Genomic DNA, 21,842 nt, shown 5'->3' with positions numbered 1-21,842 from the left:
TTCCCTTGCGCCCCCCCTCTGCCCGTCCTGGTTCCGTTCATCATTCGATCATGCCGTTAATTAAATTCTTTCCCATTTTCGGCCGGCTCAAAGCCTACGACCGGCACACCTTCAAGGACGACCTGTTCGCCGGCGTGCTCACGGCGATCATTCTGGTGCCGCAAGGCATCGCCTATTCGGTCGTGGCCGGACTTCCGCCTGAGTCGGGGCTCTATTCCAGCATTTTGCCGCCCATCCTATATGCCGTTTTCGGCACCAGCCAGACCTTGTCGGTAGGGCCGGTTTCGATTGCCGCGATCATGGTCGCCAGCGCCCTCCAAGCGCCCGAGATCGGCGCGCTCGGCCAGCCCGTGCAGAGCGCGCTGATTCTGGCGGCCGAAAGCGGGCTGGTCATGATGGGGATGGCGCTGCTGCGCATGGGCGGTCTGGTCAACTTCATCAGCCATCCGGTGCTCAACGGCTTCACCAGCGGCGCTTCGATCCTGATCATCGCCAGCCAGCTTCCGCACATGCTCGGCCTGAAGCCGCCGTCCTGCGGTGCCGACGCCTCCTGCTATCTGGTTTATATCGAAAACACTTCGATGCTTACGCTGGCCGTTGGCGCCATAGCCGTAGCGCTGCTGATCTTTTTCGGCAAACCGCTTGCTTTCCTGATAAGAAAAACGGGCGCGAAACCTTCGTTCATTACGGCCTTGAGTAAATGCGCTCCTTTACTGACCGTCATGCTGTCGACGCTGGCCGTCAGTTACGTTCCCGGGCTTGGGCCGCAACAAATCGCCGTGGTCGGATCGATCCCTTCGGGATTTCCGGAATTAAGCCTTGATTTTTTCGTTCCGGAAAAATGGCGCCGATTGTTGCCCTACTCGGCCTTCATTGCCTTGATCGCCTATGTGGAAAGCGTCGCCATCGCCAAAGTCACCGCCAATCTGAGAGGCGAAAAGATTGTGCCCAACAACGAACTCATCGCCCTGGGCGCGGCCAATCTCGCCGCCGGCGTTTCCGGCGGCATGCCGGTAGCCGGCGGCTTTAGCCGCACCATGGTCAATTTTTCCGCCGGCGCGCGGACGCAAATGGCGATGCTGATTGCCGCCGGCATTCTGGCCCTCGCGGTGATGTTCTTTACCCCGTGGTTCGAAAATATTCCGAAAGCCGCGCTGGCCGCGATCATTCTGGTCGCCATCGTGCCGCTGCTGCGCCTGAGGAACATCGTCGACACCTGGCGCTACGACCAGGGCGACGGCCTGGCCCAACTGGCAACGCTGGCCGGCGTACTGGCCCTGGGCATCGAGGAAGGCATCGCCCTGGGCATTTTGCTGACCATCGTCAGCTACCTGCGCAAGACCAGCCATCCTCACATCGCCGTGGTGGGACGCATTCCCGGCACCGAACATTACCGGAACATCAAGCGCTATCGGGTGGAAACCTGGCAACATCTGCTGCTGCTTCGGATCGACGACAATATTACTTTTGCCAACGTCAACTTTATCGAGGACTTTATCAACGAGGAGCTGGCGTTGAAGCCCGGAATCCGGCATATCGTGCTGATCTTCAATTCGGTCAGCGACGTCGACGCCACCGCGCTGGAAGTGCTGGAAAATCTGAACCGCGTTCTGCAAACGTCCCGCATCACCCTGCATCTGTCGGAAGCGAAAGGCCCGGTGCTGGACAAGCTGGACAAAACCGAATTCTTTAAGCATCTGGCGCCCGGAAAAGTGTATTTCCGAACGCAGGAAGCCGTCGACGAACTGGCTTGAGCAAGAAAATACTTTCGGTTGGCCTGCATTGATTATGGGGTAGGGGCGAATTCATTCGCCTTGGGTACACACCTGAGCGAATGAATTCGCCCCTACACGCAATATGAAAATGCTCTAAAACGCCGGCCTTGCGACGGCTTCTCCCGCCACCTACTATTCCTGATCGGTCAACAGCACGACCTTGCCCGACACGTGCCCTTCCTCGATCAGACGATGGGCTTCGGCGGCGTCTTTTAACGGCAGAGGCGTGCTGATGTGGACTCTTAATTGCCTCAGATCGACCCATTTTGCGCATTGCTGCAAAATCTCCACGTGCCGGTCCCTGGCTTCGTGCAGATCCTTCAGCATCGGCGTCAGCATCAGCTCGAAACCGATCAACAGATTGCGCATGCGGGCTTCGGCCAGATCGAAAGTTCCGGGATCGAGCAGAGTGACCAGACGTCCGAAATGAGCGGTCACCGGGATGCTTTCCTGAAAAACGGACGGCCCCACGGTGTCCAGCACCAGATCGCAGCCTTTGCCTTGCGTCAGTTCCAGGACCGCATCGGTAAAACCGTTCGGCTTGTACGTCACCACTTCGTCCGCCCCCAGCGATCGAACAAACTCGGCCTTTTTTTCCGAGCTGACCGTGGTGATCACCCGAGCGCCCTTGAGCTTGGCCAACTGAATCGCCACATGGCCGACGCCGCCGGCGCCGGCATGAATCAACACGGTCTGTCCCGATTGCAGACCGCCCCGCTCATACAAGGCGTCCCAGGCGGTAATCAACACCAGCGGCAGGGCGGCCGCCTCCCGGAAGGACAAGGAAGTGGGCATCAACGCCGCCCAGCGCTGATCCAGCACGGTGTATTCGGCGTAATTGCCCTGCTCCCGGCCCAGTCCGCCATGGCAAAACCAGACCGGGTCGCCCGGCTTGAAGCGGCTGACGGCACTGCCGACGGCGACCACTTCGCCCGCCCCGTCGCAGCCCAGGACGGCCGGCATGGCGTTCGGATAAAACAGACCGTTGCGCCGGACCTTGGTGTCGATCGGATTGACGCCGGCGGCATGCAGTCTGACCTTGATATGCGTGGTCGAGGCAATCTCCGGCTCGGGAGCTTCCTGGAAAACCAGGACTTCAGGTCCGCCGACGGCGGTCATTTTTACCGTTTTCATATTGAACTCCTACATTCTAAAATGAAATCATTTACCCGTTTGACAAAAGAACCGTCCGTTCAATCGTTTCAATGGTCGTAAAACATCGTAAAAACTCACACAATAATCCAAATCGATCGCCACGAAACCGGAACCGGGCTATTTGAGTTCCGGAGAAGATGATTCGGCAAACGGCCGGCTTTTTCCGCAATAAACCGACCGTTCCGTGACGACAACATCCATCGCCACGTCATGCGGCTCCACGGCGATTTCGTCGAAAAGTTGGGATTCGAAGCAGAGGCCGCACAGAACCGTGTCGGGGCGAACACAGACCAAAAGACGGTCGTAATAGCCGGCGCCGTTGCCCAGGCGTCCGCCTCGGCGGTCGAAGCCGACGCCCGGCACCATGATCAGATCGATTTCGGTTGGCTCGATCTCTTTTCCCGGCTCGCCCCAACGCGATTTCGGCGGCTCGAGAATGCCCCAGGTTCCGGGCGACAGTTCGGCAAAATCGGCCAACCGCCACAGACCGAGCTTGGGATGACCATGATCATCCCGGGTACAGTAAGGTATCACCAGGCATTTGTCGCCCGCCAGCATCTCCAGGATAACCGGCTGCGTTCCGACTTCGGTTTTGCAGCCGATATAGACCATGACGGTTTGCGCTCTGCGATAAGCGTCCAGCGCCATGAACCGGGCGCCGATGATCCGGCTGAGCGTTTCCCTGTCGGCTTGCCGGCTGCGAGCCTGATAAGCCTGTCGGCGCTGCTCTGCTTTGAGTTTCTGCATATGCATGATCGATAACCGTCGAATACCGTTCGACTCCGAAAAAAATGGAACGATCATACCCGCTTAGCGGAAAATTTGAAATCGGCAGCCCCATCTCCAGTATTAATCCGGCCGATTTTCTTTTATACTTGACGGCCAAATCAATAAAGGGGACATCATGGAAAAACCATTCATTCTACATATGCTGACTACCGCAAAAAACCTCAGCCCGTTCGACGTCAACATGGCGATGGACGCCGGCTGGGTTTCCGCCGTACCGTACATCAATGTCGAGCCCAGCGAAGTCCAGGGCCTGGTGCAGGATGCCATTTTTTCCCGGAGCGCCAAAAACCTGAAACGGACCGGCATTTTCATCGGCGGCCGCGATACCAAACAGGCGATGGACATGCTCAAAATTGCCAAACGGTCGATGGTTCCTCCTTTTGAAGTCTCCGTATTCGCCGACCCGAGCGGGGCGTTCACTACCGCCGCCGGCATGGTCGCCGCGGTCGAGCGCGAGCTAAAATCGAAATTCAATACCACTCTTGCCGGCAAAACCATTCTGGCGCTGGGCGGAACCGGCCCGGTCGGCCAGGCCGCGGCGGTGATTGCCGCCGAGGCCGGCGCCGAGGTCCGGATCATCGGTCGGCAACTGGACAAAGCCCAACACGTCGCCGATCTGTGCAACAACGAATTCGGCGAGGGGAAAATCAACATTGCCGCCGGCGCCGATGCCGATAAAGCGGAATACATCAAAAACGCCGACGTCGTTTTTGCCACCGGCGCCGCGGGCATCGAACTCTTGAGCGCCCAGCTCGTCGCTTCGGCGCCCCTGCTGAAAGTAGCGGCCGACGTCAATGCCGTACCGCCTGCCGGCATTGCCGGAGTCGACGCGTTTCACAACGGCACGCCGATAGAAGGTTCGATCAGCGGGGCTGTCGGCATCGGCGCGCTGGCCATCGGCAATATCAAATATCAGGCGCAGAATCTTTTGTTAAAAAAAATGCTCAACACCGAAAAACCGGTCTATCTTCATTTTGAACACGCCTTCGAAGTGGCGCGCCAGTACATTCAGGCCAACCCTTAAAATCCAACTTTCGACAGATCAGCGCATCAAGGATACCTAATGGAGAAGAAACGCAGCATCCTTCACATGTTTGACCCCATGCCGAACAACAGCCCCTTCGACATCAACATGGCTCTGGATGCTGGGTTCGACGTCCTGATGCCCTACAACAACGTCAAACTGGACAACGTCAACGGCCTGACCCAGGACGCCATTTTTTCGCGCGGCCCGTCCGGAGTAAAACGCACCGCCATTTTCATCGGAGGGCGCGACATCGGCCTGGCGATGGACATGCTGGAATCGGCCAAGCAAGCCATGGTGCCGCCGTTCGTGATCTCCGTGCTGGCCGATCCCAGCGGCGCCTTTACGACGGCCGCGGCGCTGGTCGCCTGTGTCGAGAAGGAACTGAAGCAGAAGCATGGCAAGGAATTCAAGGACTGCAACGCCGTTGTCTTCGGCGGCACCGGCGCGGTCGGCGTTACCACGGGCATCATCGCTTCCCTGGCGGGCCTCGACACCACGCTGGTCGATCATTTGTCGGCCGATACCTCGAACGATCTCGCCCGAGCTTACAACCGCCGCTTCGGCTGTCACCTGAAAGGTGCGGTCGCCGTTTCCGATGCCGACAAGGCCGGGCTGATCGCCGACGCCGACATCGTCTTTTGCACGGCAAAAGCTGGCGTTCAGGTTTTAACCGGCGAAATTTTGAAAAAAGCCGGGCGGCTGAAAGTGGCGGCCGACATCAATGCCGTCCCTCCCCTGGGAATCGAAGGCATCAAGCGCAGCCATTTCGGCGAACCGCTGGCTTTTGCCGGCACCCCTGACGCGGTGGGCATCGGCGCTCTGGCGGTAGGCAACGTCAAGTATCAGTTGCAGAATTCCTTGTTGAGATCGATGCTGAAAACCGAAGAACCCGTGTATCTCGATTTCCGGGCGGCCTTCAGCAAGGCACGGGAAATCACCCAGCCTTAGCCCCTCCAAGGATGTGCCGGCGGCTGCCTTTTTGGCATAGCCGGATGCCGGTAGACACAGAAGCGAAGAAAATCAATCGGAAGCCGCTTCAGCAAGGACGAAAACGCAAGCCGTTCGAAGAGGACGTCTTATTATTTTCGCGCTCAAAAAGACGCTCTATTTAACACACAGCTTCAGCCGCCTCAAGATACGAAACGCCAAACGAATGCCGGAGAATAGAATTGCCGCACCCATGCCCTGAATCGGACACGGATACGGCTTACGGCGGGGAATCAGGCTTCGGCCGCGATTTTAATGGACAGAGTCACCACGACGTCGGAATGCAGATGAATGTCGATCGGAAACTCGCCGACGTGGCGAAGCGCGCCGTGCGGCATACGGATTTCCTGTTTTTCCACGGGCACACCCGCCTGGGTTATCGCTTCGGCGATATTGTGGGTGCCGACCGAGCCGAACAGGCGGCCTTCATCGCCGGCTTTATGAGTAATCACCACCTGCAATTTCTGCAGGGCTTCGGCGCGCGCCTGAGCAGCATTCAGCCGCTCGTGGGCCGCCTTTTCAAGTTCCGCTCTGCGAGCCTCGAACTCGGCGATCTTATTGGCCGTGGCGATCACGGCCTTGCCTTGCGGCACCAGATAATTTCTACCATAACCCGATTTGATGGTGACCTTGTCACCCAGATTACCCAATTTTGCTATCTTTTCAAGAAGTATGACTTCCATCTTTTAATCCTCACCTTTCGGATGTTTAACCGATAATGTGCGCCCTTCAGGCGCTCGTTTGATTCGTATGTTTTTTTCGTATGTTCAACCAGGCGTCGCTCAAGCCGACCAATGCCACCGGCAACAAGGCGTGCGGCAACAAGAATAACGTGATGTAAAACATCGGCACCAGGTAACGGCCCATCTTCATGCCGCTGAAAACCGTATGCATGACCGCCGTACCGATGAAGATGTACAACACGAACAGCAGGATGGTGACGTTCCAGGCTATTTCCGAGACCACGCCGCTGCTGGCCGCCGCCAGAACGATGACGGCAATGCAGCCCAATGCCAGCCTCGGATGCGTGTTCAACGCCAGAAACTCCTGCTTGAAACCGCCCGGATTGTAGAGCAAGGATTGCCACCAGCGCCCGAGAAACAGGCCGAACAACAAACCGAATACCGATCCTGCGGCCACCACGCCGGTCATGTAATGCGCCAATCCGTCGACGGTACGCGGCACGTTTTCAACAGGCGCATTCCCGGACACCATCTGCAACAGGACGCCTTTCCACATCGAGGAAGGATCGTCATTGTACTGATAATAGACGACGACCCCGATCACGCCGAGCAGGACGGCAATTTCAACCGCCAAAGACAAATGGCGGCCTTCGCGCAATACGATCGAGATCAGCCAGACAGGCAACCAAAGCACCATCCCGTACAGCAGGACGAATTGGTAATTGCCGATAACGAAAAAGCCGAGAAGCCCCGCCGCCGCCGCCGAACTGATCAAGACATAAAAGCCTTCCGTTGCGCCGCGCCTTAACGTAACCAGGGCAACGGCGGCCGAGCTCAAAACGCTGATGGGCGGAAACTTCAGTGACAGCAAGGCAAACGTGGACGCCACCAGCATAGCCTGCAGCCGGCCTTGCATGATGTAAGAAGCCAAAAAAGCCACTGAGTTTACCGGCCGCGTTTAGCTGTGCGCGTCGCAGAACGGCAATAAGGCAATGTAACGGGCGCGCTTGATCGCTGCGCACAATTGCCTTTGATATTTCGCACTGGTGCCGGTTATTCTGCTGGGAACGATTTTACCGGTTTCGGTGATGTAGTCTCCCAACATGTCCAGATCTTTATAATCGATTTGGCTGCCGTCTTCGGAGCTGAACCGGCAGATTTTTTTGCGTCTTACGTTACGTGCCATAATATTCTCTTAGCCTGTGATTAAATTAGATTGAAGGCAATTCGTCGGTGTCGAAGTCTTCATCGATATCTTCCATGTCGAGGTCGGCATCTCCCGCCGGCTTGGCTGGCGATTCCTTGACTTTGGCTTCGGACGCCTTGCTTTCTTCCGCTGCCGACAGGGCGATAGGCGAAGGCGCGGTAATGGCTTGCTTCTGCAGCAGCGTCATGCTGCGCAAGATGGCGTCGTTAAAACGGAAGCCGGATTCCAGCTCCGCCAGGGTGGCTTGGTCGCATTCGATATTCATCAGCACGTAGTGCGCTTTGTGCACCTTGTTGATCGGATAGGCCAGATGCCGACGACCCCAGTCTTCCAGGCGGTGAATGGCGCCGGAAGCCCCTTCGATCGTGGCGCGGTAGCGCTCGATCATTGCCGGAACCTGAGCACTCTGATCAGGATGGACTAAAAAGACGATTTCATAGTGTCGCATGTTTGTTCCTTACGGTTAAAGCCTCCCTCCTCTGTTTTAACATAGAAGGTGAAGCAAGGAGAGGCAATTTGCCTCAATGAACAGACCATTATACAGCTTTTGGCCATTTATTGAAAGCTCTTGACCGAAATCGACCGGACTGCCCGGAACAGCGTTTGGCGCCTGCCGCCTCGATATCCGCCGTCTCCCTGTGGCTTCTGCAGGAGGCCGCATATGCGAATCGAAAAGGCTTCGGGAAAGTCGCGGAACCAGTCAAGAAGACCTGCCGGTTTTTTGCAACCTGGCAGGTCTGTCAGCAATTCGATCGTCAAATTAATCCCCATCGGTATCTTGCCGGGGAAAAATCACAGGAAAAGCTTGACAGCCCGGCGCCTGCAATGTAAGTTCAGTTGACTGACACAGTAGGAGGAACTCATGATGCATTCCTTGGTAATTGCTCTACTTTTTTCCATCGGCTGTTCCTGGATCGGCACGAATTCAGCCTGGGCCGTCAGCATCGGCGAGCGCTCGGGAAACCGTTTTCGCACCGCATCGAACAACCAGGAGTTCGTACTCAATAAAAGCAACGTCAATTCCCGGCAATTCGGTCTGTTACGCATGTACGACTTCGATGCCAAGGTGGAAACCCAGCCTTTGATCGTGCAAAACGGCGCCGGCGCCGACGACCTCGTGATCGTCACGACGATGAAAAACGAAGTCATCGGCATTAACGCCCGCACCAACGCCACAATTTATAAAGTCAAACTGGGCCCCGAAGCCGACTCCCAGGACATGGATCTTTGGCAACACACTCCGACCTGGGGCATCTCGGCCACCCCCATCCTTGATCCGACGACGAATACCTTGTTTGTCGTCGCCATGGTTCGGAAAAACTCGAACGACAATCGCTTCCGGGACCATCAACTCTTTGCCCTGAACCCAATGAACGGCGCGCAAAAAGCCATGCCCGTCCGCATCTTCGGCCAGTCGCAGGAAGGCAACGGCTGCTGGTTCAACGACTCGGGCGCGACGTTCAGGGACAACAACGAAGACAAGCAATTCGTGTATCCGAAACTCCGGGCCGGACTCGCCCTGACCGGCAATAACGGACTGGTCCTGGCTTTTGCCGCCAACAGCGAGAGCCTGCTGGGCGGCCGCAAGAATCCGCACGGCTTCGTCATTGCCTACGATACCCGTGCCTTGCAGGGAATGCCCGGCTTTTCCCGGGAACCCGCCATCTTCTGCGCCACGTCCTTCAATGGCTGGGGCGCCGGCATCTGGCATGCCGGAGGCGCTCCGGTCACCGATGGCGACATGATCTATGTCGCCACCTCGAACGGCACTTCGAACAACGGCGACATCGACCTATCCGAAAGCCTGGTTAAATTGCGGTTTGTGCCCGGCTCCGGCGGCAGCCGCCCCGAGCTGCAAAAAGTCGATTGGTACAAAGCCTTTCTCGACGAAAAAACGTCCGGCGACGGCTGCCTCTGGCAGGACAACAGTTCGGAAGTGTCCTGCGGCCGCGCCGCGGTGAACAAGGCCGGCTCGGACTGGGATTTCGGCGCCACCAGCCCGCTGATGATTCCCGGCTCCAATGTTCTTTTGCAAGGCACCAAGGACGGCATCATCTATGCCCTCAACAAGAACGATCTGGGCAAGAACGACCGCTTCAACAAGCTGGTGTTCAGACCGCCTCTGGTGGCCTCCTATTTCGGCGGCGATGTCAACCAGAACTGGGATCGCGCCAACCGTTTGAATGCGAGCATTCCGTGTCCCGGCCGCAGCGACGTCGACCCGGGTACCTTCGACTGGTTCCAGCCCTGCACCAACCCAGGGCCGGAACACAACCGCATGCATCACATCCACTCCCTGGCGTTCGCTCAGCGTGACGGAGGCGGCGGCATCGTCTATGTCTGGGGCGAAAACTCGACGCTGAAAACCTACGATTTTTCGACCACCTCCAACGTGCTTCCAGTTTTCCGGGCCGAAGGCAGCGAAGTCGCTTCTTCGAATCTGGCATCGCCGGGCGGCATGCCGGGCGGATTACTGGCGATTTCCAGCCAACCGTCGAAAAACTCCAGACTTCCGAACGCCGTCGACTTCGGCACGGCCATTCTATGGGCCGTCTACCCCAGGCACGGCGATTCCAACAAAAGTTTCGGAGACGGCCAACTGGTCGCTTACGACGCCACCACGATCCTGCCCGGAAGAAAGCTGCGCCGGCTCTACCGTACCGGCGACGACAATCACGGTGGTCACGGACTGATGGGAAAAATGATTCCGCCGGTCGTCGCCAACGGGCGGGTTTATACCATCATTTACCGCCTGCAGCCCGGCACCGACCACGTCATCGGCAGCCAACTGAAGATTTACGGACTCAAATAACTCGGACCGACCCAAAGCAAAAACCGAACCGCATCGGTCTCGGATCAATATCTGGGCACCGATGCATCGCATTCCAGAGACCAGGCGTCGATGCCGCCCGACAAATTGGCGATTCGCTGAAACCCGCAGTGCGCCAGATAAAGCGCGGCCTGCTGACTGCGCACGCCGTGATGGCAGATGACCACGGTCTCCCGCTCGGGATCGAGTTCGCCAAGACGCGCCGGGAGCTGATGCAACGGAATCAAAACGCTGTTCGCCAGGCTGGCATAGGCGAATTCATAAGGCTCCCTGACATCGAGCAGGCAAAGGCTTTCGCCGTTAAGCAGTTTGTTTTGCAACTCCGGCGCGGACAGTTGTTTTATGGCCATGCGTCACCTCGTATCGATAAATCGTTGAAGACGCTGCATCGCCTCGGCCATGCGCTCGATCGACGTGGTATAAGCGAAACGCAAGGCATGATGCGCATTGTGAGTTCCGAAATCCCGGCCCGGAGTCACCGCCACGCCTTCCGCTTCCAGCAGTTCCATCGCGAAGCGAAAACTGTCGTCGGTGAATTTCGAGCAGTCCGCATAAATATAAAAAGCCCCTTCCGGTTTCACCGGTATGGCAAAACCCAAACCGAGCAAGGCCTCGTACAGAAAATTCCTTCTTGCTTCGAATTCCCGGCGCCTTTGCTCGAGCTCGGCGAGAGTCGCTTCGTCGAACGCCGCCAATGCGGCATACTGAGCATCGCTGGAAGTGGCGATAAAAATATTCTGCGCCAGCTTCTCGGCCGCCTCGACAAACTCGTCCGGCACGATCAGCCAGCCGATTCGCCAGCCGGTCATCCCGAAATACTTGGAAAAACTGTTGATAACGAACACCTCGTCGCTGAATTCGAGCGCCGAGGCGGCCTGGTCGCTGTACACCAGCCCGTGATAAATCTCGTCGGAATAGAAACAGCCGCCCAGCGCATTGACCGTCCGCACCGCCTCGGCCAATTCATCGCGCGGAATCAGGGTTCCGGTCGGATTGGACGGCGAGGCGATCAACGCTCCTTTGGTGTTTTCGTTCCAGTGCCGGCGAATCAGGCCGGCCGTCAACTGGTAACAGGTAGCGGCATCGACCGGAACGGTTCGGGTCGTGCCGTCGAACAACCGCACGAAATTGCTGTTGCAGGGATAACAAGGATCGGACATTAATACTTCTTCGCCCGGATTCAGACTCGCCCCCAAAGCCAACAGGAAAGCGCCGCTCGCGCCCGGCGTCACGAAAATGCGGCGCGCGGGCACGTCAAGACCGTAGCGCCGCCGGTAGAAAGCGGCGATTTTTTCGCGAAGCTCGGGCAATCCGGCGGCCGAAGTGTATTTGACTTCGCCGGTCAGAACATGCTTGACGCTGGCCTCGACAATCGCCCTGGGAGCCGCGAAATCCGGTTCGCCGATTTCCATATGAATGATGTCCCTTCCCTGCGCCTCCAGTTCCTTGGCACGACGCAGCAATTCCATAACATAAAACGGAGAAATGCCGATGGTACGCCTGGCCACTCGTTCTCTCATGATCCTGTCACCCGCAAAAAACGAGAATGATACCAATAATTCTTGCCAATAGGTTAGTATTCTGCTAAAAATGTAGGGTTTTATTCATCTAGTTTTTAGGAGTTAATGGATGTCCGACAGTTCCAACGTGTCGCCTTTCAGTTTTACGCCCTATGTTGAGAAAGAAGGCGAAGAATACATGAACGAGGCTCAACTAAAACATTTTGAGACGATTCTGAAAAACTGGAAAGCCGAATTGATGAAAGAAGTGGACCGTACGGTTCACCACATGCAGGACGATGCGGCCAACTTTCCCGACCCCAACGATCGAGCCACGCAGGAGTCCGAATTCAGCCTGGAATTGAGAACGCGCGACCGCGAACGCCGCCTGATCAAGAAAATCGAGGAAGCACTGAAAGAAATCGAAACCGGCGGTTACGGTTATTGCGAATCGTGCGGCATCGATATCGGCATTCGGCGCCTGGAAGCCAGACCGACCGCCACGTTGTGCATCGACTGCAAAACTCTCGACGAAATTCGGGAAAAACAGATGGGCTAAAGCCAGGCCGTGCCGGAACAGCCATCCTATATCGGCCGGTTTGCCCCCTCGCCTACCGGGCCTTTGCACCTCGGCTCCTTATCTACGGCTCTGGCCGGCTATCTTCAGGCCCGCTCGCAACAGGGCCAATGGCTGCTGCGCATCGACGATCTCGATACGCCCCGGAATGCGCCGGACGCCTCCGACGGCATTTTGGCCACGCTGGATACCTACGGACTGCACTGGGACGATGAGGCCGACTACCAAAGCCGGCATCTGGCCGAATACGAACATCTGTTGCATCAGTTGCAACAAGACGGACTGGCTTATCCCTGCACCTGCACCCGAAAATCGCTGACCGCGCTCCATGCCGAACCGGCGGCGGGAGACGTTTATCCCGGACTCTGCAGAAACCAGCGCCATCCGGCGACAAGCCCCTACTCGCTGCGCATCAAAACCGATCCCCGCATCGTCACGTTTGAGGACCAACTCCAGGGCACGATCTCGCACCGGCTGGCCGAACAACACGGCGATTTCATCATCAAGCGCCGGGATCAAATCATTGCCTATCAATTCGCCGTGGTTGTCGACGACGCCAGGCAAGGGATCACCGAAGTCGTGCGCGGTTTCGACCTGCTCCAGGAAACGCCCAAGCAGATTTTTCTGCAGCAGATACTCGGCTTCTCCAGTCCCGGCTATAGGCACGTGCCGGTCATTGTCGACCGCGACGGCCGCAAACTGAGCAAGCAGACGCTGGCGGAGGCGGTCGCTTTAACCGAGCCTGAAACGGTTCTGTTCCAGTTGCTGGGCTTGTTAAGGCAAAGACCACCGGACGAACTGAGAGGGGCGCCGCCCACGGAGCTTCTCGACTGGGCCATCGGCCACTGGAATCCCGAACCTTTGAGAAATTCCCGCACCATCCGGCCCGAAAACTTGTCGAATACCGGAAGCCCTCACTCTTCATCCCACTCAGGACACGCCCATGTCGGACATCAAACTTTACCCGGTAACCCCTGAAACAGCGGCCCATTCCCATCTCTCCGGAGAGGCTTACCGGACCTTGTACCGGCAATCGGTCGCCGACCCGGAAACGTTCTGGGCCGAGCAGGCCCGGCATTTTCTCGACTGGAGCCGGGAATGGAACCGTGTCATGGACTGCGACTTTACGAGCGGCCACATCCGCTGGTTCGATGGCGGCCAACTGAACGTCAGCTTCAACTGCCTGGACCGGCATCTGGAACGCCGCGGCGATCAGGCCGCCCTCCTCTGGGAAGGCGATGATCCTTCGCAACAGAAAAAAATCACTTACCGCGAGCTGCATCGGGAAGTCTGCCGCTTCGCCAATGTGTTGAAAGCGCAAGGCGTTCGCAAAGGCGACCGGGTCTGCCTCTATCTGCCGATGATCCCGGAAGCGGCCGCGGTGATGCTTGCCTGCACCCGCATCGGCGCGGTCCATTCGGTCGTGTTCGGGGGCTTTTCTGCCGAATCGCTGAAAGACCGCATCCTCGACGCGGACTGCCGCTTCCTGGTCTGCGCCGACGAAGGCTACCGCGGCGGCAAAACCATCCCGATCAAAGCCAACGTCGACAAAGCGGCAAAGGACTGCCCGGGACTCGAAAAAATCGTCGTCATCCGGCACACGGGCGGCGCCGTCGACTGGCAGGAAAGCCGGGATCTCTGGTATCACGAGGCAATGGCGAACGCCGACGACGAGTGCCCGCCGGAAGCGATGGATGCCGAAGATCCGCTGTTCATTCTCTATACTTCCGGCTCCACCGGAAAACCCAAAGGCGTGTTGCACACTACCGGCGGCTATCTGTTGTATGCCGCGATGACCCATAAATACGTGTTCGATTATCACGACGGCGACGTTTACTGGTGCACCGCCGACATCGGCTGGATTACCGGCCACAGCTATACGATTTACGGGCCGCTCTGCAACGGCGCCACGACTCTGATGTTCGAAGGCGTGCCGACGTATCCCGACGCCAGCCGGTTCTGGCAAATCATCGACAAGCACCGGGTCAGCATTTTTTATACCGCGCCGACCGCGATCCGCGCGTTGATGGCGCAAGGGGACGACTTTGTCGCCCGTACCTCGCGCAGCAGTCTGAGACTGTTGGGCAGCGTCGGCGAACCGATCAACCCGGAAGCCTGGGAGTGGTATTATCACGTCGTCGGCAACGGCCGCTGCCCGGTCATGGATACCTGGTGGCAAACCGAAACCGGCGGCATTCTGATCACGCCTCTGCCCGGCGTGACGCCGCTGAAACCGGGCTCGGCCACCCTGCCCTTTTTCGGCATCCTGCCCGACATCGTGGACAATACCGGCGCCATCCAGGAAGGCATCGCCGAGGGCATCCTGGTCATCAGCCGCTCGTGGCCGGGTCAGGCGCGCAGCGTATTCGGCGACCACCAGCGCTTCATCGACACCTATTTCAAAAACTTCCCCGGCCATTATTTCACCGGCGACGGCGCCCGACGCGACGCCGATGGCTATTACTGGATCACCGGCCGCATCGACGACGTCATCAACGTCTCCGGCCACCGCATGGGAACGGCGGAAATCGAAAGCGCGCTCGTGCTTCACGAACAGGTCGCCGAAGCCGCCGTGGTCGGCTATCCGCACGCGATCAAGGGCCAGGGCATTTACGCCTACGTCACGCTCAACGCGGGCGTCGAACCCACGGAACAGTTGAGGCAAGAATTGGTCGAACTGGTGCGGAAAGAGATCGGCCCGATTGCCCATCCGGACATCATCCAATGGGCGCGGGGCCTGCCGAAAACCCGCTCGGGCAAAATCATGCGCCGCATTCTGCGCAAGGTGGCCGCCGATGAGATCGACAGCCTCGGCGATATCTCGACCCTGGCCGACCCTTCGGTGGTCAAGGACATCATCGATCATCGCGCCAAAAAAAAGGATCAAGGATAAGCTGAAGCAAGACCGCCGGATGACAAAGTCCTTACCGGAACTCCGCAGCGGATGGCCAACCGGAGGCGAGCCACGACTTAAACGGGCTTTTTCCGGCGAGTGCCCGACTTGTCACAGATGGCATCGAACCGAATAACTGATAAAATACCCTACTCCTTGTAAATTTATTTTTCGACATGACCACCGTACCCAGCAAAGAACTCGAAACCTTCGTCAACCCGCAACCCGGCCGGGATTACACCATCCGCATCGACATTCCGGAATTCACCTGCCTTTGCCCGAAAACGGGGCAGCCGGATTTTGCGACGATCCATATCGAATACGTGCCTTCCGAATACTGCATCGAATTGAAAGCGCTCAAGCTCTATATGTGGTCGTTCCGCAACCAGGGCGCCTTTCACGAAGCCGTCACCAACTTCATCCTGGACGACCTGGTAAAAGCCATCGAGCCCAAGTTCATGCGGGTCCGCGCCGTCTTCAACGTCCGCGGCGGCATCTACACCACCGTCGTCGCTGAGCATAAAAACAGCGAATGGCAGGCGCCGGAACAGGTCGTACTGCCCTGATTCAAGCTCTCCACAATCCAATCTCAGACCCTGAAACAACCGCTCCTGAATGGCGGCGGCGTTCCGGAGCGGTAACACAATCCATTAAAAGAAGTCTCGATGAATCTGAAAGAAGCCCTGACCACACTGCCTCAATACCTATTGCCTCATCACGGTCTTTCCAGTCTGATGAGCCATCTGACCCACTGCGAAAACAAGGCCTGGAAAAATCTGTTCATCCAGCAGATCATCCGCCACTATGGCGTCAACATGGAGGAAGCGGCGGAACGGGACGTCGATGCGTATAAAAGCTTCAACCATTTTTTCACCCGCGAACTGAAACCCGGCGTCAGGCCGCTGACCGACGCCAAAAATGCGATCGCCTGTCCTGCCGACGGTGCCGTCAGCCAGGCCGGGCGCATCACCGGCGGCGACATTTTCCAGGCCAAGGGCAAAAGTTTTACCGCGGCCAGCCTGCTTGGCGGCAGTCCGGAGCGCGCCCGGCCGTTCGAGGACGGCATCTTCGCCACTATTTATCTGTCGCCGAAAGACTATCACCGGCTGCACATGCCGCTGACCGGCACCTTGCGGGAAATGGTGCACGTTCCGGGCCGGCTGTTCAGCGTCAACGCCGCGACGACAAACTCGGTGCCCGGCCTGTTCGCCCGCAACGAGCGGGTGGCCGCCATTTTCGATACCGAGGCAGGCCCAATGGCGCTGGTGCTGGTCGGCGCCATTTTCGTTTCCAGCGTCGAAACCGTCTGGCACGGCGTGGTGACTCCGCCCACCGTTCAATCGGTACGAACCTGGCAATACGGCGCCGATGCGCCCACCTTGAAAATCGGCGAAGAAATGGGCCGTTTCAACATGGGGTCGACGATTATCGTCCTGTTCGGCAAGGACAGGGCGCAGTGGCGGGAAGATTTCAAGGCCGACAAGGCGGTCCAACTGGGAGAACCCATCGGCACGACGCTGGCTTGAGCGCCGGGCGCCGGTTACACGAATTCACGCCCTGGCCGCTTATCCGCATCCTCGCCTTTGAGTTAAAGCCTTTCTGCTGCCGATCTCCAAACTTGCAGGAACTCGACAGAATCGGGTTTTCCGTTCAGTGTCTCCGTTGCAGCGGTTATCCGGCAAACGGATCAATTAGCCATTCCCTTCTCTTTCCATTCGGCACGGTTCTGCCTGGAAGCCGGATATTTTGTGGGAATTTAAGCCCCCCTTAAATTTCATCTTGTAAAGTAAAGTCATCGCTCTGTTCTTCAAAGGGCGAGCCAAGCTGCGTTGATTTCCGACGCATCCATTTGTAGTTCACCCCTGACCGCCTGTGCGGGCGCTTTTTATACCCCTACACTGACCAGTGCCCCGGCAGTCATCCAGATAAGGTAAAGTTTATGAAGTCAAAACCCTTAATTCCTTTCATCGCCGCCGTATTATTGATCGGCGGCATCGCGCCACAAGCCGCTGTCCGGCCCTCGTCAAAAGATACCACTGCCCCGACGGTTCCCGGCGGACTCACCGTCAGCGCCACGTCTTCTGCGGAGATCGATCTTTCCTGGAAGACGGCCACCGATCAGGTCGGCGTCAAAGGCTACAAGATTTATCGAAACAAAACCCAGATTGCCAATGTTACCGAGACCTCGTTTTCCGATAGCGGACTGGCCGCCGGCACCACTTACGGCTATACGGTCTCCGCTTACGACGCGGCGGGCAATAATTCAGCCCCGTCCAAGACGGTAATCGGAGTAACGCAGGGCGCCTCGCCCGATACCCCAAGCGGTCCGACCATTCCGGACGGGCTTTCGGCTACTCCGGCCTCATCGTCCGAAATCGATCTGTCCTGGGCAGCCTCTACCGACACCCAAGGCGTCACCGGCTATGACGTCTACCGCAACGACGTCCAAATCGCTACGGTTGCCGAGCCGTCTTTTACGGATGTCGGGCTGAAATCCGCCACGGTTTATAAATACAACGTCTCCGCTTACAATGCGACCGGCGAAACCAGCGCGAAGTCCGCCAATATTTTTGCAACCACGCGCGGCAGTTCCGCCGATGCGACAGTAGGCTACCTGGGCTGCTCGATGACCATGCATGCCGCTGAAGGCGCCATCGCGCTCGGCGACACGATTTTCTGGAATCCCGTGCCCGTTTACGACGGCGGCGGCGTGTACGTCTGGGCTAAAAACCTTTCCAACGCAACCAGCTCTTATTGGTCGGAATTCCAGAAGGCTTATAATGCTCAACCGACCAAAACCATTTGGTGGGAACTGTGCGCCGTCTCCAAGGATGCCGCCAGCGAAACCTACGACAACGCACTCAAGGTCTTGAATGAAATCAAACGCCGAATACCGGGCGTTACCGTTTACGTTTCCGCCCAGCCCAGCTATACGCCGTCTTCCCACGAATGCAGTATCGCAGGCATCGGCGGACAATCGCGCATGGCCGGCCTCGCCAGCCAGCTCGTCGCCAACGGCAAGGCGCTGACCGGGCCGAACGTGGGACCTCTGGCCTATCCAAGCCAAACCATAAGCGACGGCTGCCATGCCAATACCTCGGGCAAGCAGTTGATGGGACAGCAGGTCATAGACTTTTTCAACAGCGTATTCTCTTCACCCTAGGCCGTCGCCGGGTTGCCGGGAACTGCCCTCAACGGCAAGGTTGGGAGAGAGACGAACTTCTTTTTCTCGATCTTGCCGGGTTCCGGCGCAAGCGGTACCGCACCCAATTGCCTTTTGCCCGAGGAACCGCCTCATCGGCAGGCGGCAAGACTCGTTCAGCCCGGTGCACGATGGTTACGGGTACACGCTTTATCTTGCACATGGATTACTCTCATATCCGTGTCTTTATCGTGTTATCCTAATGACTCTCCTTCCATTTTTATAAATTCCCATGGCCGAAAACTCTCCCGTCTCTCAAGATCCCTTTCTCCTGGCAGCCCTGGCCGAAGCGGAAGCAGGGCTTGCCGAAGGCGGCATTCCCATCGGTTCCGTACTCGTGCATCAAGACCGGATTATCGGGAGGGGGTATAACCGCAGAGTACAGCGGGGCAGCGCTATTCTGCACGGAGAAATGGATGCGTTCGAAAATGCCGGCAGGCAATCCGCCTCCGTTTATGCGCAAAGCGTCCTGTATACAACGCTGTCGCCCTGCGCCATGTGTTCGGGAGCGATTCTGCTTTACCGCATACCGCGCGTTGTCGTCGGCGAAAATGTCACTTTCATGGGGGAAGAAGCGCTGTTGCGGAGTCGCGGAGTCGTCGTCGAGGTCCTCCAGGACGAGCGATGCATCGGCATGATGAAACGGTTTATTGCGGACAACCCGGCGCTCTGGAACGAAGACATCGGGGTATGACCTGGACAAGCGGTCCGGCTCATGGACATTCCGGCCGCCCATCACAGGCCGGAAGCCGGCCTCCGCTCCGCGTTTCCCGCGACCGTTATTTTTCCCCGTTCGCCTGCAACGCCTCGGGCGCCGCAATGCATAAATAGCGTTGGGGACGATCGCTCTCGAACAGAATGAGACGATGAATAATGTCTTCGGCGCTGCTTTGCCCTATCGGTCCGGCACTGATCCGGCCGGTCGCCGCGCTGACCAGATGAACGTAACTCCGATACGGCCCTCCCGCCAGGGAAGACTGGATCAGCAGTTCCGTTTCGTCCTTCTCCGGAGCTTTTTCCGGTTCCGGCGGAGCGGCACTGCCCGGATTACAGGCCCCGAAAAAAACAAGGCCGTCGGAAGTCACCAGCGAGCGCAGGGTATGGGCGAAATGCAGAAACCGTTCTTCGGACAGCTCGGCCGAAGTCTTGAACTCGAACAGAGGTTCCCGGCAGACGACCTCGCAAATCTCGAGACGCTGCCGGCGAACCTCGTCCGGACTGCCGGCCAGCTTATTCGGAGCGCAATACGTCTGAAAGCAGCCCTGATCCAGAGGCTGCAATTTTTTTTCCATTCCTTTCAATAATTGCCGGATGTCGTCCGTTTTCATCTCGGCCAATTCCTGATGACGTAGCGCCATAAAATCGCTGAACCGGGCATTTTTTTGGGTATCATAGGTGATGGTCAGCACGTTCCTGAGCCCCGGCTGCGCTTCGGAATATTGCAGCAACTGGCCCTTCCCGTCATTGATCCGATAATCCTGCCGGTACACGGCGTTTTTGAGCACGGGGCCGTCGAAGCCGCCGTGGCTGATAAAAATAAGCCGGTCGAAGGGAGCCGTCGTTTCGATCAACCGCGCCACCTGCTGATAATAATCGGTCCAGCTCCAGATATTGCGCAATTGCATGACGGACGCCCCGAACCGCCGACGATAAAACGCTTTGATCGCACGGGCAGGCTGCTCGGACCATCTCGGGCTTTCGTTCGTATGAGGATCCCTGCTCAGCAGCGGCACCAGCAGCACCCGCTGCGGCGGGCGTTGCAGCTTCAAATCGTGCGGACGTCCATAAAAAGACCGGCACGATTTTAAATGGTAGGCATCGCCGTAAACATTCGGCACGCCCATCCAGAACAGCAACATTGCCAGCAATTGAAAATATCCGATCGTCTTCATCACCTGATTCCTTTAAATAAGCCGGAAATAAGGATAATCCCGTCAGCCTGAGAATTTCCTTTTATTCGACAACAAGAGTCCGTAACTTGATCCAGAAATTCAATCTCGCCTTCCCTTCCGAAAATTCCCCAAGCTCTTCACTTTAATGCCCTGGATTTGAGCCATGATCGATCCGGTTTCGCCATAGTAAACCGGATGCCGAAGTGCAGCCTACCCATTCGGGCCATATCGATTATGGCCCCGAGACGGTATGATTCAAACCGTCACCATTTCTCGGTGATCTACCCTTAACACGGATGAAGGATCGGTTTCTTTCAAAACCACATTCAGAGGCAAAGTTTGATTATGATGATCAAGGGAATAACGTTGAGTTTTGCTTTGTCCCTGCCTCTTTTGGCGGCACCTGCCCTTTCATCGATCGACAGCAGTCCGATGCCCCGCCAGAGCCGGTCCGTTCTTGCATGCCTCTCCTCGTCATTACCGCTTGACCCGCAAGAGCTCGCCTTTCTGCAAGGGCTCGATCGCATCCGTCCGAGCGCCATCGACGAGACCGCAGCATCGCTTGGCGAAGGAGACCCATTGCCCATTCCGAACCAATGGTTTCCGGCCGCATTCGAAGCCAAGGGCGACGGGATTCAAACCTGGAAATTCGCCGTCGCCATCCTCGGTCTATTATTGGTGCTGCGCGAGTACGTCATCAACCGATATCAATCCAGACTCGAACATTTGAACAAGGAGCTGGAACAAATCTCGAATACCGATCCCCTGACGGGCATTGCCAATCGCCACTTTCTGAACGACGTGTTTGCCAGGGAAAGCGCCAAAGCCCGGCGGTACCGCTCAAAATTTGCCGTGATCATGCTGGACGTCGATCATTTCAAGACGATCAACGATTTGTTCGGCCATACTGAAGGCGATCGCATCCTGAAACATATCGCCCGTGCGGTGGCCGATACGATCCGAACGCCCGACACGGCAGGACGCTGGGGCGGCGAAGAATTTCTGGTCTTGTGTCCGGAAACGGATCTTAACGAGGCCAGGCAGTTGGCCGAAACGATAAGGCGGAAGATTGAACGGCTCGACTTCGGCCTTCCCATGAAAGTCACCATCGGCCTTGGCGTAATCGAGTACAAGAATCATCCGTCTCTTGAACATCTTGTCAAAATGGCCGACGACGCACTGTATGAAGCAAAAAATTCAGAGCAGGCCCTGGAGGAGCATCGGGAAGACAGACCCAATCGCTCGGCCGGCAGGAAGCGATTGCACAAAGACCACGATAAAACCGGCTAGACGGCCGAAAGATATCAACGGCGAAGGCCGGCCCAT

22 protein-coding genes are annotated in these 21,842 nt (G+C 57.3%); 13 read left to right on the top strand and 9 right to left on the bottom strand.

Annotated elements, in window-relative coordinates:
- The first annotated feature begins 50 nt into the window (after positions 1-50).
- Positions 51-1,754, top strand: a complete 1,704-nt coding sequence (locus tag A3OW_RS0120170; RefSeq protein WP_020565270.1) for a SulP family inorganic anion transporter — start codon at positions 51-53, stop codon at positions 1,752-1,754.
- Positions 1,755-1,907: 153 nt separating this feature from the next.
- On the opposite strand, the gene A3OW_RS0120165 is transcribed toward A3OW_RS0120170, so the two are convergent.
- On the bottom strand, positions 1,908-2,909 hold the full coding sequence (locus A3OW_RS0120165) for a zinc-dependent alcohol dehydrogenase family protein (RefSeq protein ID WP_020565269.1): 1,002 nt from the start codon (positions 2,907-2,909) through the stop codon (positions 1,908-1,910).
- 138 nt (positions 2,910-3,047) lie between these two features.
- Positions 3,048-3,677, bottom strand: coding sequence for a 5-formyltetrahydrofolate cyclo-ligase (locus A3OW_RS0120160; RefSeq protein WP_033412908.1), 630 nt, complete (start codon positions 3,675-3,677; stop codon positions 3,048-3,050).
- A gap of 157 nt (positions 3,678-3,834) precedes the next feature.
- On the opposite strand from A3OW_RS0120160, the gene A3OW_RS0120155 reads away from it, so the two are divergent.
- Together A3OW_RS0120155 and A3OW_RS0120150 are read left to right on the top strand one after the other, a co-directional pair.
- Positions 3,835-4,743, top strand: a complete 909-nt coding sequence (locus A3OW_RS0120155; protein WP_026223759.1) for an NADP-dependent methylenetetrahydromethanopterin/methylenetetrahydrofolate dehydrogenase — start codon at positions 3,835-3,837, stop codon at positions 4,741-4,743.
- A 39-nt stretch (positions 4,744-4,782) separates the two neighbouring features.
- The gene (locus A3OW_RS0120150; protein ID WP_020565266.1) at positions 4,783-5,694 is read left to right on the top strand and encodes an NAD(P)-dependent methylenetetrahydromethanopterin dehydrogenase; all 912 of its coding nucleotides are present in this window, start codon (positions 4,783-4,785) and stop codon (positions 5,692-5,694) included.
- A 272-nt stretch (positions 5,695-5,966) separates the two neighbouring features.
- Here A3OW_RS0120150 and rplI read toward each other — a convergent pair whose 3' ends face one another.
- From rplI to rpsF, 4 genes are read right to left on the bottom strand one after another with little or no spacing between them, the layout of a single operon-like run.
- On the bottom strand, positions 5,967-6,416 hold the full coding sequence (gene rplI / locus A3OW_RS0120145) for a 50S ribosomal protein L9 (protein ID WP_020565265.1): 450 nt from the start codon (positions 6,414-6,416) through the stop codon (positions 5,967-5,969).
- A 46-nt stretch (positions 6,417-6,462) separates the two neighbouring features.
- Positions 6,463-7,356, bottom strand: coding sequence for a hypothetical protein (locus A3OW_RS0120140; RefSeq protein WP_020565264.1), 894 nt, complete (start codon positions 7,354-7,356; stop codon positions 6,463-6,465).
- A gap of 18 nt (positions 7,357-7,374) precedes the next feature.
- On the bottom strand, positions 7,375-7,602 hold the full coding sequence (gene rpsR / locus A3OW_RS0120135) for a 30S ribosomal protein S18 (protein WP_020565263.1): 228 nt from the start codon (positions 7,600-7,602) through the stop codon (positions 7,375-7,377).
- A gap of 25 nt (positions 7,603-7,627) precedes the next feature.
- On the bottom strand, positions 7,628-8,071 hold the full coding sequence (gene rpsF, locus A3OW_RS0120130) for a 30S ribosomal protein S6 (RefSeq protein WP_026223758.1): 444 nt from the start codon (positions 8,069-8,071) through the stop codon (positions 7,628-7,630).
- Between the two features lie 110 nt (positions 8,072-8,181).
- On the opposite strand from rpsF, the gene A3OW_RS28030 reads away from it, so the two are divergent.
- Positions 8,182-8,454: a hypothetical protein gene (locus tag A3OW_RS28030; protein ID WP_157385945.1), complete on the top strand. Its 273-nt coding sequence runs from the start codon at positions 8,182-8,184 to the stop codon at positions 8,452-8,454.
- Positions 8,455-8,485: 31 nt separating this feature from the next.
- Complete coding sequence (locus tag A3OW_RS0120120; RefSeq protein WP_232422408.1) at positions 8,486-10,435, top strand: hypothetical protein; 1,950 nt, start codon at positions 8,486-8,488, stop codon at positions 10,433-10,435.
- Positions 10,436-10,479: 44 nt separating this feature from the next.
- Here the strand turns inward: A3OW_RS0120120 and A3OW_RS0120115 are convergent, their stop codons facing one another.
- Both A3OW_RS0120115 and A3OW_RS0120110 read right to left on the bottom strand, forming a co-directional pair.
- Complete coding sequence (locus A3OW_RS0120115) at positions 10,480-10,803, bottom strand: rhodanese-like domain-containing protein (protein ID WP_020565259.1); 324 nt, start codon at positions 10,801-10,803, stop codon at positions 10,480-10,482.
- 3 nt (positions 10,804-10,806) lie between these two features.
- On the bottom strand, positions 10,807-11,973 hold the full coding sequence (locus A3OW_RS0120110; RefSeq protein ID WP_020565258.1) for a pyridoxal phosphate-dependent aminotransferase: 1,167 nt from the start codon (positions 11,971-11,973) through the stop codon (positions 10,807-10,809).
- A gap of 109 nt (positions 11,974-12,082) precedes the next feature.
- On the opposite strand from A3OW_RS0120110, the gene dksA reads away from it, so the two are divergent.
- From dksA to A3OW_RS0120075, 7 genes are all read left to right on the top strand, one after another.
- Complete coding sequence (gene dksA / locus A3OW_RS0120105; protein WP_020565257.1) at positions 12,083-12,511, top strand: RNA polymerase-binding protein DksA; 429 nt, start codon at positions 12,083-12,085, stop codon at positions 12,509-12,511.
- Positions 12,512-12,520: 9 nt separating this feature from the next.
- Positions 12,521-13,507: a tRNA glutamyl-Q(34) synthetase GluQRS gene (gluQRS, locus tag A3OW_RS0120100; RefSeq protein WP_020565256.1), complete on the top strand. Its 987-nt coding sequence runs from the start codon at positions 12,521-12,523 to the stop codon at positions 13,505-13,507.
- Entirely contained in the window at positions 13,473-15,422 is a 1,950-nt protein-coding gene (acs, locus tag A3OW_RS0120095; RefSeq protein WP_020565255.1) for an acetate--CoA ligase, read from the top strand. The genes gluQRS and acs overlap by 35 nt, the downstream gene beginning before the upstream one ends.
- Positions 15,423-15,598: 176 nt before the next feature.
- Positions 15,599-15,988 (top strand): preQ(1) synthase, encoded by a 390-nt coding sequence (gene queF, locus A3OW_RS0120090; RefSeq protein ID WP_020565254.1) that lies wholly within the window; start codon positions 15,599-15,601, stop codon positions 15,986-15,988.
- Between the two features lie 99 nt (positions 15,989-16,087).
- Positions 16,088-16,948 carry an archaetidylserine decarboxylase gene (gene asd / locus A3OW_RS0120085; protein WP_020565253.1) on the top strand — a complete coding sequence of 287 codons (861 nt, stop codon included), beginning with the start codon at positions 16,088-16,090 and terminating at the stop codon, positions 16,946-16,948.
- A gap of 413 nt (positions 16,949-17,361) precedes the next feature.
- Positions 17,362-18,585, top strand: coding sequence for a fibronectin type III domain-containing protein (locus A3OW_RS0120080; RefSeq protein WP_020565252.1), 1,224 nt, complete (start codon positions 17,362-17,364; stop codon positions 18,583-18,585).
- Between the two features lie 271 nt (positions 18,586-18,856).
- A complete protein-coding gene (locus A3OW_RS0120075; RefSeq protein WP_020565251.1) occupies positions 18,857-19,318 on the top strand; it encodes a nucleoside deaminase in 462 nt (153 codons plus the stop codon).
- Between the two features lie 85 nt (positions 19,319-19,403).
- Here A3OW_RS0120075 and A3OW_RS0120070 read toward each other — a convergent pair whose 3' ends face one another.
- Entirely contained in the window at positions 19,404-20,516 is a 1,113-nt protein-coding gene (locus A3OW_RS0120070; RefSeq protein ID WP_020565250.1) for a hypothetical protein, read from the bottom strand.
- Positions 20,517-20,861: 345 nt separating this feature from the next.
- On the opposite strand from A3OW_RS0120070, the gene A3OW_RS26645 reads away from it, so the two are divergent.
- Entirely contained in the window at positions 20,862-21,806 is a 945-nt protein-coding gene (locus A3OW_RS26645) for a GGDEF domain-containing protein (RefSeq protein WP_020565249.1), read from the top strand.
- Positions 21,807-21,842 lie beyond the last annotated feature (36 nt).

Source organism: Methylosarcina fibrata AML-C10, assembly GCF_000372865.1.
In the GTDB taxonomy this organism is placed as follows: Bacteria; Pseudomonadota; Gammaproteobacteria; order Methylococcales; family Methylomonadaceae; genus Methylosarcina; species Methylosarcina fibrata.
This window is presented reverse-complemented; position numbering and strand designations above follow the sequence as displayed.

Coding starts and splice junctions, on each gene's coding strand:
- A3OW_RS0120150 (WP_020565266.1), top strand. CDS start 4,783: ATGGAGAAGAAACGCAGCATCCTTCACATGTTTGACCCCATGCCGAAC.
- A3OW_RS0120080 (WP_020565252.1), top strand. CDS start 17,362: ATGAAGTCAAAACCCTTAATTCCTTTCATCGCCGCCGTATTATTGATC.
- A3OW_RS0120070 (WP_020565250.1), bottom strand. CDS start 20,516: ATGAAGACGATCGGATATTTTCAATTGCTGGCAATGTTGCTGTTCTGG.
- A3OW_RS0120110 (WP_020565258.1), bottom strand. CDS start 11,973: ATGAGAGAACGAGTGGCCAGGCGTACCATCGGCATTTCTCCGTTTTAT.
- A3OW_RS0120120 (WP_232422408.1), top strand. CDS start 8,486: ATGATGCATTCCTTGGTAATTGCTCTACTTTTTTCCATCGGCTGTTCC.
- rpsF (WP_026223758.1), bottom strand. CDS start 8,071: ATGCGACACTATGAAATCGTCTTTTTAGTCCATCCTGATCAGAGTGCT.
- A3OW_RS26645 (WP_020565249.1), top strand. CDS start 20,862: ATGATGATCAAGGGAATAACGTTGAGTTTTGCTTTGTCCCTGCCTCTT.
- A3OW_RS0120075 (WP_020565251.1), top strand. CDS start 18,857: ATGGCCGAAAACTCTCCCGTCTCTCAAGATCCCTTTCTCCTGGCAGCC.
- dksA (WP_020565257.1), top strand. CDS start 12,083: ATGTCCGACAGTTCCAACGTGTCGCCTTTCAGTTTTACGCCCTATGTT.
- A3OW_RS0120170 (WP_020565270.1), top strand. CDS start 51: ATGCCGTTAATTAAATTCTTTCCCATTTTCGGCCGGCTCAAAGCCTAC.
- queF (WP_020565254.1), top strand. CDS start 15,599: ATGACCACCGTACCCAGCAAAGAACTCGAAACCTTCGTCAACCCGCAA.
- A3OW_RS0120165 (WP_020565269.1), bottom strand. CDS start 2,909: ATGAAAACGGTAAAAATGACCGCCGTCGGCGGACCTGAAGTCCTGGTT.
- A3OW_RS0120155 (WP_026223759.1), top strand. CDS start 3,835: ATGGAAAAACCATTCATTCTACATATGCTGACTACCGCAAAAAACCTC.
- A3OW_RS0120160 (WP_033412908.1), bottom strand. CDS start 3,677: ATGCAGAAACTCAAAGCAGAGCAGCGCCGACAGGCTTATCAGGCTCGC.
- acs (WP_020565255.1), top strand. CDS start 13,473: ATGTCGGACATCAAACTTTACCCGGTAACCCCTGAAACAGCGGCCCAT.
- asd (WP_020565253.1), top strand. CDS start 16,088: ATGAATCTGAAAGAAGCCCTGACCACACTGCCTCAATACCTATTGCCT.
- rplI (WP_020565265.1), bottom strand. CDS start 6,416: ATGGAAGTCATACTTCTTGAAAAGATAGCAAAATTGGGTAATCTGGGT.
- rpsR (WP_020565263.1), bottom strand. CDS start 7,602: ATGGCACGTAACGTAAGACGCAAAAAAATCTGCCGGTTCAGCTCCGAA.
- A3OW_RS0120115 (WP_020565259.1), bottom strand. CDS start 10,803: ATGGCCATAAAACAACTGTCCGCGCCGGAGTTGCAAAACAAACTGCTT.